Below are 10,790 nucleotides of genomic sequence, written 5' to 3'. Positions count from 1 at the left end.
TTGTCGATGGCCGCCACCATCCCTTCCCGTTCCTCCGTTTTTACCAGAAGACAAGCCGATTCGTGACTCTCAGCGACAAGGGACGGGAGGGCGTGGGAATCAAGGAATATCTGTTTCACGCGAAGACCGGCTCCTCGACATATTTCCAGAAGGGGAACCACGTCCTCTCGCCGAACCACGGTTAAAAGAATTTGAGAAAATCCATCCGGGAAAGACTCCACGGGTTCATACCCGGCCACAATTTCTTCCGGAGAAAAAGGCATAAGACGGCAAGCTTGAAGAATCGCCATGGAACGAATTTCTACTGGATCTGTGCTGGGGACCCGAACAGATTTGATAGCTGCTAACCGGTGAGGCAAGCAGACGCTCACCTCGCGGGCGTGGAATTTATGCTCTTTAAGCAAACGGTGAAGGGCCTTGGCCTTTTCAACAGGAGACCCTGGCGGCAGAGTTAAACCCGCCACGCGGACAACCGTGGGGAGCGATCGGTCCAAGCGGACCTCCACCAGAACGGCGCGCTCACCGTCAACCGACAGGCCTATTTTGTATTCTCTTTTCACCGTTTCCCCCACGCCGTGCCCTCGTGCCAGGACTGTATCCGCTGGCCCCCATCCGTTGGATCGACCCCGATTTGATACCAGCGAGTGGATAGTGAATTTTCCACCGTTACAGGGAAATCAAGACGAAGGGCACTCCCCCTTAGGGAGATTCGATCCTCCACCTTTTGCCAGGAATCCTTTTCACTCTCGTTCAAGGGCCACCTCTTTTCCAAAAGTTCAATGACCTGGGATTTCTTAGGAAATACCCCATCGTCTGATGTCCCTGCCAAAAGATCGGCCCCTTTGCGATAGACTAAGATTTTATTCACAAGGGCCGTTGAAGCGCCCAACGCCTCCAACACCTCGGCTGGCGCCGTATGGACATTGACCGTGCCGGGCCCCTCAACCGTTACGAGCGGAGAGATCTTTTCATACAGTTCAGCCGTCATGCCTTTCAGAAGCAATAGTTCCGGAACGCTCTGTAAGGGGCCATTTCGACAGGGATAGGGTTCGGCTAACGTTTCATAAAAATCGGTTTCGGCTCCCCCTGCGGTCACGAGACTGTCCGAATCCCGCCAATCGAGGATCGAGGCCGCCACGTCACGATAACCCGTCAATCGCTCCAACGTTTCCTTCGTCGCGAAGTTTACATTAATGCGTGAAGATTCGTCCGAAAGAAACGGGGATGTGGGCTCCGCTTTGTCCGGAAAGATCAAGGCGTCCCAAAGGCTTAAATCACCCAACGTTAAGGGAGCACTGGAGTTTTCAACCAAGGCCGCCGCTTGAGCAGACTTCTTCTTGGCCACTTGAGCCTGTTGAATTTGATCCCACTGAAAAACAGTTAAACGCCGTTCCGTTCGAGCATGAAATGAAAAAGCCGAGGCCACCAGGGCCAGAATCCCCATGAGCCAAAGGACAACCATGAGGATGGAGCCCTGTGACGATCGTGTGGTTACTCGTTCCATGGAGGAAATACTCCTGTGGGGATTCGAAACCCCGACTCGTATTGAAGAGGGCCCTTTTTCGATTGGAATACAAGGGAGGCCTTAACCCCACCGGGAACCGTATCCGACGCAATCCACACGTCCTCCCAAAGAACCTCACCCACCGATCCTCCAGCGTAGGCAAAGGCGAAATGAATAGTCGCAGGGATTTCAACTCGGGTTTTCCGTGCGTCGCTAAAAATGGAAGTGGTGTATATTTTCTGTTCCCGAACAACTCGTGGTCCACCGGGTAAAGACAGATCGGAAACTTCATCGAATTCCTGGTGATAGCGCACCCGAGCTATTTGGGGTTGGGTCTCTAACGAACCGGGTTCCCGAGCGACATCCACCACCGTTTTGAAAACAAGTTCTCCTCCTGTTCCAATAAACGATTCCCCGGGGAATGAAATGCTATTGCGTAAATCTTCACCCAAACGATTGAAAAGGGCTTGGGCCCGTTGTCGCGCCCGTGACGAATCCCGCATGTCCCGCCAGGTTCCAACCGCGCCCCGCAGTACCCCCCCCAGGGTGGTGGCCAGAATGGCGGTGAGCCCCAGGGCCAATACCAATTCAATGAGAGTGAACCCCGGGGCTCTCTTCACGGGATCGCTTCCAACAGGAGGGAATCGGCCTGTCCCTTCCTTTCCCACGAAACTCGAACCGTCCAGAGATTGATTCCGGTTGTTAATTCCCTTTCATTCATTGTTGTCCATGTTAGTTGGCCCAGGTCGGGGTCCACTTCTTGGTCCGCGGTGGTAGCGGGTTGGTGTAAGAGTTCCGTTTCATAAACTTTTTTACCCAGAGCCAACCCCACCCGGTATTCGCGATCGGCCTGACGGGTGTGCCGCATGGCGCTGGACAGAGCCTGATAATAAAGGATTGAACCGACCGCCAGAACCGAAGCGGCCAAAAGGACCTCCAACAAGACAAACCCATCAGCCCGCGGTTTCATGGGGTGGCTCCACAAAAAGGGTTTCGCCCAGAACAGGGTCGATCATCATCGTCCACAGGGGTTCACTGGCCCGCCAAAACTCCAGAGGCCCCCCCTCGGCGGTCCCGTTCGGAAAATAGGTGACGTCCCTTGACGATCCCTGAACCCGAGCTTCATCCGGTAAATTTCGCCACAGGCCGATGCGTCCCGCCACCGGAACAAACCCACCTTTTTCCGCCCGCCGCAGTCGGTAGGATCCGTCCTTCTCAGAAAAGGACATCTGATAAGGGACCCCACGCTGTACCGCCATCACTCGTGCGTAACGGGAAAGGTCTTCCATCTCGCTGGCCGACCGTTCATCCGCAAACCGTCGAAATCCTTGGCGAAATTGGGGAACAGTTAACCCAACAAAAACCAATAAAAGGACCGTCACCAAGATCAACTCGATCAGGGTAAAACCGGACTCAACGCGTTTCTTCATTCGCCCAATTGGTGATGTCATCTGGCGTGCCCCCCACTCCATCGGGGCCCCAAGAAGAAAGGTCATAATCAACCCCCCGCTGAGCAGGAGAAACGTAAACATAGGTGTGACCCCAGGGATCCACTAAAGGGCCCCGTTTTTTTAAATAGGGGCCTTTCCATTTTCGCGGAAGGGGTGGGGTGGTGGGTTCCTGACGAAGGGCCGAGAGACCCTGCTCTGTCGTAGGATACCCACCGTTGTCCAATTCATAAAGATCCAACGCGCTGGCCAAGTTGGATTCGATATCCGCCGCGGCGGCAGACGCCTTGGCCTCCTCAGTCCGTCCCGCAAAACGGGGGATGATCATGGCGGCCAACGTGGCGATGATCACGACCACCACTAACATTTCAATTAAGGTGAATCCCCCCTCGGCACCCGTTCGTCCGATCGACCTCCGTTCCCAAACCCATCTCTTCCAATAAAAAAAGTTTACACCCAGTGGTTTCATAACGTTACCTCACGAAAGTTGACATTTGAAAAATGGGGAGCAACATACTTAAAACAATGAAGGCGATAACAGACCCCACAACCAAGATCAAGGCTGGTTCCAGGAGAGCCGTAAAGACTTTTAGCGCCCTGTCACAGTCGCGCTCACAGGCGGCCGCTACCTTATCCAAAGATCTCCCTAAACTGCGTCCCTCTTCTCCCACGGCGATCATGTTGGCTACAAAGGGTGGAAATCCTCCCGCCGCACGTAGGCTTTCGGCCAAACTCTCGCCTTCACCCACCCGACGACGGGCTTCCATAAGTTTTTCACTTAACACAGGATGAGCCAAAACATCAGCCGAAAGCTGAAGGGATTCCAGAATGGGGACCCCGCTGGCCAATAGAACCGAAAGGGTTCGACCAAACCGCGCGAGAGAGGCTTTTTGCGCCAATGGTCCCCAGACGGGGAGATGGGTCAAAGAATGGGACATAATCCACCGGGCCACCACGTGACGACTTAATAGGAGAACCACCACAATCGCCGATAAAAGGAGAAGCCCCGCAGGCGAAGAGGTCCCCTGACCCAATCCAACAAGAAAGCGGGTAGCCCAAGGCAATTGCTGTCCCATTTCCTCAAAAACGGTCGCCAACTTAGGAACCACATACAACAACAAAAAGAACACTGTTCCGGCCCCCGTGAAAAGGATTAATCCCGGATAGGCCAATGAAGTCCGAATTCGCGCACGCAAATCGTCTTGCCGCTCCTCCAAATCAGCCAACCGTTCCAACGCCGTCCCTAAAAAAGCACCCACTTCACCCGCTCGGACCAGGCCCACGTAGACCGGGGGGAAAATTTCACCATGGGTGCGTAACGCCTCCGCTAAGGAGCTCCCCCCCTCCACACGATCGCTCACCTCTCCCAAAACTGCGGACAACTTCGGATTTGATGTTTGTTCTGCAGCGACCCGGAGCCCTTTCAATAAGGGGAGACCGGCATCCAGTAAATCGGCCAGCTGACGCGTAAAAAGGGCCCGATCCTTTGAAGACACTTTCCCCCGAAACGGAACCGCACCTCCTACAGCTTCCTCCACGTCTAAGGGGAAATAGCCCATGTCCGAAAGCTTTCCAAGTGCGGCCAATCGGTTCTCGGCTTCGAGAACACCCTCCACCGCCTGACCAGGGGCACTTTTAGCGCGATAACGAAAAAGCACTATGGATTCCCCCCGTATACACTCAAAGGATCACGCCCCCTCATTGCCCTTCTTCCAGTGTGGCGCGGAGAACCTCTTCCGTGGTTGTTATCCCTTGGAGGATTTTTTTCCATCCCGATTGCCGAAGCGTGCGCATTCCTCGTTCGATTGCCCGGTCCCGAATGAGGTGAGATGGAATCCGTTCCACCACCAGGGCTCTAATTTCATCGGTAATGGGTAAAATCTCGTAAATGACCGTTCGGCCCTGAAAACCCGTGGATTTACAGATCGAACATCCAACGGATTTATAAATAGTCGGGGGAGGGCCCTCAATTCCGAACTTTTTCATATGGTCCAAAGTGGCGGGGAAGGATTTCCGACAGGCAGGGCAAAGGACCCGAACCAGTCGCTGGGCAATCACACAAACGATGGAAGAGGAAATCAAATAACGCTCCACGCCAATATCTTCCAGTCGAGCCACCGCTCCAGGGGCATCATTGGTGTGCAACGTGGAAAAAACCAGATGCCCCGTCAGCGCCACTCGGATGGCGATTTCGGCGGTTTCCAAATCCCGAACCTCCCCCACCATCATCACGTCCGGATCATGGCGAAGCATCGAACGAAGCCCCTGGGCGAACGTGAGTCCGATGGAAGGCTGAACCTGAACCTGGGTAATTCCTTTCATCTGGTACTCAATGGGGTCCTCAATAGTGATGATTTTACGCTGGGGAGCATTAATCCGGTTCAAGAAAGCGTAAAGGGTTGTGGTTTTCCCGCTACCGGTGGGTCCGGTAAGCAAAATAATACCGTGGGGTTTTTCTAAATATTCTTCCAAAACTCCCAAATGTTCCGAATCAAAACCTAAATGACGAAGGTCCAAGAATTGCCGGCTCGTTAAAAGACGAATTCCCACACTTTCCCCAAAGGGTGTGGGCAAAGTCGACACACGAAGGTCCATATCCTGCCCACCCACGCGAACTTTGATGCGCCCGTCCTGAGGCAACCTTTTTTCCGCAATGGAAAGATCCGCCATGATTTTGACCCGGGAGATCAGTGCGGATTGAAACCGTTTCAATGAATCCGCAATCTTGGCATCGTAAAGGATTCCATCGACCCGGTAACGAACGCGTAGCTCGTCTTCGTAAGGTTCCAGGTGGATGTCTGTGGCACGGTTTTCGTAGGCTTCCAATAAAATCTGGTTCACCACCCGGATCACGGAAGCATCTTGGTTTTCGTCCAAATCGTTGAGCCGAACCTGAGGTTCGATTCTTTTGTCCGCGTCCGATTCAACTAATCGTTCAACAGTTTCGGCCCCAAACCCATAATGCTCTTTAACGGCTTTGGCGATCTCGCCTTCTCCGGCCAGCACGGGAGAGACCTCCCGTCGTAAAACCATGCGAAGTTCGTCACGTCGGACGACATCAGGGGGAAAGGAAAAAGCCACCCGCAGCCTTTCTCCCTCCAGCCCAAGGGGCATGAGCTTATAGTGATTGGCCACTCGGGCGCTCACCAGGCGCAAGACCTGGGGATCAATGGATTCGTCGGATAAATGGATTCGGGTGATCCCCGCGTGACGCACCAACATATCCAGGAGGATGTCTTCCGTTACCACACCCTTGCCCATGAGGAACTCCTGAAAGGATCGTCCGGCTCGATGTTCCGCCAAACCTTCTTCCAAAGTGGGCGCATCGATCACCCCTTCTTCCAACAGAATGGCGCCCAGACGATTAATGTCCACGGGGTTTCCGATGAAAAATTCGGTAGAAGAAACCACGCCGACGCGGTTTCTTTTCTAAGACTTTTTCGTAGGGAGGCAAATAAACTTCCGATTCCGGTGCATCCACGTCCCCCGTAACGATCCGGGGTGTCAGGAATACAAAGAGTTCCGTTTTGACAGTGGTCCGGCTCCGATTGCGAAACGCCATCCCAAGGAGAGGAATCTTCCCTAAAATGGGCACATGGGTATCCGTCACTATTTGCTGGTCTTCAATCAACCCACCGATCACAACCGTCACCCCGTCTTTCACTAAAACATGGGTTTCCACTTCGGACGTCCTCACGATGGGAATGGAACTCCCGTTTTCCGTTGTAATGACGGACTGAACCGAACTGACCTCCGGCCGGATTTTCATGGTTAAAAAACCATCGGACCCGATCGAAGGCGTTACCGCCAACGATACCCCCACCGGTTCAAACTTGACATCCTCTGTCACTATCGGCTGAATGGTCGAACTCCCCGCGTTGACAATATTTCGAGTCAGAATCGGTTCGTTCGTTCCCACGTGAATTTTGGCTTCCCGATTATTGAGCGCCATGATCCGAGGAGAAGAAAGCATCTTCGTTTTTCCCATGGTGTCCAAAAAATTAATGATGGAGGAAAAACTTGCCCCATGGGGCAGTTTTGTAATGTTCACATTTCCCGTGACCCCCTTGGCTTTCACTTGACCGTTGATATCGGGGGTCAGGTCCGTGAGAGGCACCGTAAGAAGATTTTGTGTCACGGAACCAATGATGGGTGACCTCAAGGCGTTGCCGGCGACCCGATTAAAGACGTATTGCCAATTGATCCCCCACTGATAATCGTCGTTTAGAATAATTTGGACGATTTTGGCCTCAATTAAAACCGCCCGATCTCGAACATCAAAAGATTCAATCAAGTGAGCGATTTCCAGGAGGCGCGCGGGGTTGTCAGTGACAACAATGGAGTTGGATCGTTTATCCGCCTGAATGTTTCCGTAGTCCCGACTCACCATCGGGCTTACCTTGGGCATCATCTCCTCCACGGACCCGTGGTTAATGGTGAAAACACGTGTTTGCATGGGGACATCAAATCCCGCAATCATCTGTTCCATTTTTATTAAAACCTCGGAAGTGTCCTCCACGTGAAGCGTGTTTGTTCCTTCGTTTATGGCGATGCTCCCCACTTTGCTGCGAAACGGTTCCAGGAGAACTTTCGCCCGGGCCGCCTCAATGCTTTTAAAGGGAAACACCCGGGTCTCTGTTTTTGACCCAAAAGCTTGGCCATAAACCTTTTCATAGTCCTGGGCTGTAAGGATGGTAATGAGACCTCCCTTTTCAACGTAGGCCAAATCGCGGGTTTCTAAAATAGTTTGCAAGGCATCCCACAAATCCACATCTTTTAGAAAGACCGTCACTCGGCCCATCACATTACGCCCCACAACAATGTTCATTCCACTTTGCCGGGACAGGATTTTCAGAACCTCCACCACATCCATCTCACGCAAGTCCAGCGAAATCGTTTTAGTGGGTCGGGGGGGTGGCGGGGGGGGCAGAGGTGGGGGGGCGGATTCTGTCACCGCAAGGAGGTTGGGTGGATTGGGAGCAGAATCTGGCGGAGAAGAGGGTGCTTCCCCCAGAGGCGCCGCCACGATGGCGGGAAGGATCGCGGGGGCCACACCGCTGGACAACACCGTGTCCGTGGATGATGTTACCGTCGTGTTCAGCACCGGCGATTGGGGAAGGGGCGTATCCGATTCAACCGCCCCCAAAAGAACGGTCCACTCCTCATGGGAATAGGTGGGTTTATCTTCGAAATTGTACTTTTGCGCAACCGAAGCCCACGCCTCATCAACAGGGCTTCGATTGGAGTTGGAACTCTCGATCGCGGGGGTTAATTTAAGTTTATCTAAGATCTCGTTCCATTGGGCTATCGAAACGGTTTCCCCCGGGACGAATCCACGCGAAAGGGTAAGGCTCGCCCAATCTTCTTTAGAAAGCCCAGCCCAAACCAATACCCCACCCATAATGAACGTTCCAATCAGTAAGAGTCGTCTCATAATTCCCCTCGTTCTACAATGTAATGTCAAAATGTTCTCCGTCAGCCGACAGAACAACTTTCCCTGTCTCCACGCTTTCTACCAAGATTCCTTCAATGAGCTGCCCTCGAGTCGCGTAAATGGTCCGTTGGGTTTGTGAGTCCTCAAGAATGGCCTGAGGGTTATCCCCCGCCAAAATACCCACCAACCGAAACCTCGATGCCCTAACACTTAACGGAATGGGAGGTGGTGGCGGAGGCAGATCGGGAACCTTCACTTCCGGAGCGGGTGGCGGGGCAGGAGCCATGTCCCGAAAAATAGCCCGCTGCGTGAGTTGGGAAAAGGTTGGTCGTTGAGGGACGAAGTTTCTCTCGGACTTGGCATGAGGAGGGGTTGCTCTAGGGGGAAGGATCGGATTCAGTGGACGAAAAAAGGCGAAACCACCGTAGAAAACGGTCCCGATCAAGACAAGAGCCATCCCCGCGTTGGCCCAGCGCCATAGGGTGATCGCGTCCAGTTTTTCCCTTCCCCCCCACAGTCTTTTTACCTGTAAAGAACGTGATTTGAACCAAGTTTTCCACTGAAAGTGAAGAGGCGGTCCACTCTTTTTTCTAATGTGTGCCAACAGCCGAGATTCAGGTGATGGCGTCACGAATCCACCCCCATCAATCGCTTTTCTCCCTCCGCCACGTCCATGGCCAGAGCCTGGTCAACCCATTTCATTTCCCGAAGCAAGAGTTCCTCCAGCATCCGCTGGCAGAGGAAGGTCACCCGCCGGGGGTATCCTTGCGTGGCATCAAAAATAACGGAGAGAGCTTCCTCGGTAAAAAGCGTTTGGCCCGGTTTCAACCCCGCTTGGGAGAGGCGGTATCGGACCATTTTTCGTGTTTCCTCCGGATCAAAAGGGTTAATGAGGTATTTCATGTTGACTCGGTCCATGAAATTCCGAATCCGGACAAACCGGGGTAAGGCCTCTAACTGACCTAAAACAACCAATTGGAGCAGTTTGTGTTCGTTGGTTTCAAAGTTTAGGAGTGACCGCAGGACTTCAATCAGATTCAGCGAGAGATTTTGCCCCTCGTCTACCAGGAGGACGGTGGTTTTTCCCTCAACGGCGTGCTTCTGGTAAAGATATGTCTCCAGGGCTTCCAGGCAGTCCATGGTGGAACGCCATACGCCCCCAAGGCGGAACATTTTACAGAGCGCTTCAAGAAATTGAAATTCCGATTGATAAAGGGGATTGAGTATAAGGTGAAATTCAAAATCCGGCTCCCGTGCAAAAGCCTGAATTAAAACCCGACCTAACGTGGTTTTCCCTGTTCCCACATCCCCCAGAATAAGCCCCAATCCCCGCCGCATTCGTATATTGATCTCAAGCCGTTGAAGGGCCGAAAGATGTCCCGGCGACTGATAAAAGAACGCCGGGTCCGGACTAATTGAAAAGGGCTCACGTTTTAGACCAAGCAAGGTGTGGTAACTCATTGGGCGACTCCCAATGGAACAGCCGAACCACCCGGGATTTTTCGACCCGACACCCGTTTTGAATTTAAAAGCGTTTTAATTTGGGAGATCGACTTCCCCATTTTTCGCATTCCCCTCACCCACAGAAGTCGCCGAACAGATTTTTCATCAAAGTAGCGATAACCAGTCGAAGGTCCTCGACCAAATTCCTGGATCAGCCCTTCCTTAAGGTAATACTCCACGGTATAAACCGAATACCCCGACGCCCGAGCCAAATCCTTAAGAAGATAAATCGTCTTCAATCCCACACCACCCTCCAACTCTCCAGTTGGAGAGCAATGGCGATGATAGCAAAATGGTGTTCAAAAACAAATACTCCGATATGTACTTATTTTGTTAGAAGGGTTGCGGTTTAAAGGTTAACAGATTTCTCACCCAGGTTTCTTGTCCTGGGTCAATCCTGGTTTGCGTTCCATCCCGGGCGTATCCGTGTGGATCAAGGGATGTCATCAGATATCAGGGCGCAGGGTTCCCATCGATCACGGCACCTGCTCCAAGGGGGTTACTTGATGCTGTTACCGATCGCCCATCCGACACCCCAAATTCCCACAGGGAGGAACCCCATTCGGGATTAAAACGGGCGATCACCTCCATCTTCACATACCGCGCTGTCCGTTGCCCCACCGGAATTCGATCGAAACCCCCATCTGAAATATAGGGATCCACCAGTTTTGCCCAGGTTCTTCCATCCAAAGAGCATTTAAGCCGATAACTTTTGGCATAGGCCGCTTCCCAGTGAAGAACAACTTCTTTAAATTCCGTTGGAGCCCCTAAATCTATTGTGATCCATTCTCCCCGATCGGGCGCGAGTGCTGTCCAGCGTGTGTAGTTGTTACTGGGGATTAAGGGGGGGTGGACTCCTTCGTCCTGCAGCTTGCGGAAGGCGCCGACGAGGTCGTGGCCA

At 52.8% G+C, this 10,790-nt stretch carries 13 protein-coding genes; all 13 read right to left on the bottom strand.

Translation table 11 applies throughout. The features are described from left to right. A partial coding sequence (locus JNK54_10520; GenBank protein MBL8024691.1) for a hypothetical protein occupies positions 1 to 560 on the bottom strand: 560 nt, incomplete at its 3' end. Next, entirely contained in the window at positions 557 to 1,504 is a 948-nt protein-coding gene (locus JNK54_10515; protein ID MBL8024690.1) for a general secretion pathway protein GspK, read from the bottom strand. The genes JNK54_10515 and JNK54_10520, both read right to left, overlap by 4 nt. Next, positions 1,492 to 2,124 (bottom strand): type II secretion system protein, encoded by a 633-nt coding sequence (locus tag JNK54_10510; protein ID MBL8024689.1) that lies wholly within the window; start codon positions 2,122 to 2,124, stop codon positions 1,492 to 1,494. The genes JNK54_10515 and JNK54_10510 overlap by 13 nt, the downstream gene beginning before the upstream one ends. Then, on the bottom strand, positions 2,121 to 2,474 hold the full coding sequence (locus tag JNK54_10505; protein ID MBL8024688.1) for a hypothetical protein: 354 nt from the start codon (positions 2,472 to 2,474) through the stop codon (positions 2,121 to 2,123). The genes JNK54_10510 and JNK54_10505 overlap by 4 nt, the downstream gene beginning before the upstream one ends. Continuing rightward, on the bottom strand, positions 2,458 to 2,934 hold the full coding sequence (locus JNK54_10500; protein MBL8024687.1) for a prepilin-type N-terminal cleavage/methylation domain-containing protein: 477 nt from the start codon (positions 2,932 to 2,934) through the stop codon (positions 2,458 to 2,460). Before JNK54_10500 ends, JNK54_10505 begins: the two co-directional genes overlap by 17 nt. Then, the gene (gspG, locus tag JNK54_10495; GenBank protein MBL8024686.1) at positions 2,918 to 3,421 is read right to left on the bottom strand and encodes a type II secretion system major pseudopilin GspG; all 504 of its coding nucleotides are present in this window, start codon (positions 3,419 to 3,421) and stop codon (positions 2,918 to 2,920) included. Before gspG ends, JNK54_10500 begins: the two co-directional genes overlap by 17 nt. Positions 3,422 to 3,425: 4 nt before the next feature. Then, positions 3,426 to 4,610 (bottom strand): type II secretion system F family protein, encoded by a 1,185-nt coding sequence (locus JNK54_10490; protein ID MBL8024685.1) that lies wholly within the window; start codon positions 4,608 to 4,610, stop codon positions 3,426 to 3,428. A 40-nt stretch (positions 4,611 to 4,650) separates the two neighbouring features. Continuing rightward, complete coding sequence (gene tadA / locus JNK54_10485) at positions 4,651 to 6,327, bottom strand: Flp pilus assembly complex ATPase component TadA (GenBank protein ID MBL8024684.1); 1,677 nt, start codon at positions 6,325 to 6,327, stop codon at positions 4,651 to 4,653. Further along, a complete protein-coding gene (locus tag JNK54_10480; GenBank protein MBL8024683.1) occupies positions 6,317 to 8,386 on the bottom strand; it encodes a type II secretion system protein GspD in 2,070 nt (689 codons plus the stop codon). The genes tadA and JNK54_10480 overlap by 11 nt, the downstream gene beginning before the upstream one ends. Positions 8,387 to 8,399: 13 nt before the next feature. Next, positions 8,400 to 8,672 carry a hypothetical protein gene (locus tag JNK54_10475; protein ID MBL8024682.1) on the bottom strand — a complete coding sequence of 91 codons (273 nt, stop codon included), beginning with the start codon at positions 8,670 to 8,672 and terminating at the stop codon, positions 8,400 to 8,402. A 341-nt stretch (positions 8,673 to 9,013) separates the two neighbouring features. Next, positions 9,014 to 9,847 (bottom strand): AAA family ATPase, encoded by an 834-nt coding sequence (locus JNK54_10470; protein ID MBL8024681.1) that lies wholly within the window; start codon positions 9,845 to 9,847, stop codon positions 9,014 to 9,016. Continuing rightward, the gene (locus tag JNK54_10465) at positions 9,844 to 10,134 is read right to left on the bottom strand and encodes a MerR family transcriptional regulator (protein ID MBL8024680.1); all 291 of its coding nucleotides are present in this window, start codon (positions 10,132 to 10,134) and stop codon (positions 9,844 to 9,846) included. The genes JNK54_10470 and JNK54_10465 overlap by 4 nt, the downstream gene beginning before the upstream one ends. Positions 10,135 to 10,342: 208 nt before the next feature. After that, positions 10,343 to 10,790: discoidin domain-containing protein (locus JNK54_10460; GenBank protein MBL8024679.1), on the bottom strand; the 448-nt coding region annotated here is incomplete at its 5' end.

The sequence above is a fragment of the Elusimicrobiota bacterium genome (genome assembly GCA_016788905.1).
Lineage (GTDB): Bacteria > Elusimicrobiota > Elusimicrobia > FEN-1173 > FEN-1173 > JADKHR01.
The sequence above is the reverse complement of the archived record's forward strand: the minus strand, read 5'-3'. Positions and strand labels throughout refer to the sequence as shown.

Bases quoted from the DNA above. Each gene is read 5' to 3' on its own strand.
- JNK54_10480 (MBL8024683.1), bottom strand. From the start codon at position 8,386: ATGAGACGACTCTTACTGATTGGAACGTTCATTATGGGTGGGGTATTG.
- JNK54_10500 (MBL8024687.1), bottom strand. From the start codon at position 2,934: ATGAAGAAACGCGTTGAGTCCGGTTTTACCCTGATCGAGTTGATCTTG.
- gspG (MBL8024686.1), bottom strand. From the start codon at position 3,421: ATGAAACCACTGGGTGTAAACTTTTTTTATTGGAAGAGATGGGTTTGG.
- JNK54_10505 (MBL8024688.1), bottom strand. From the start codon at position 2,474: ATGAAACCGCGGGCTGATGGGTTTGTCTTGTTGGAGGTCCTTTTGGCC.
- JNK54_10515 (MBL8024690.1), bottom strand. From the start codon at position 1,504: ATGGAACGAGTAACCACACGATCGTCACAGGGCTCCATCCTCATGGTT.
- JNK54_10475 (MBL8024682.1), bottom strand. From the start codon at position 8,672: ATGGCTCCTGCCCCGCCACCCGCTCCGGAAGTGAAGGTTCCCGATCTG.
- JNK54_10470 (MBL8024681.1), bottom strand. From the start codon at position 9,847: ATGAGTTACCACACCTTGCTTGGTCTAAAACGTGAGCCCTTTTCAATT.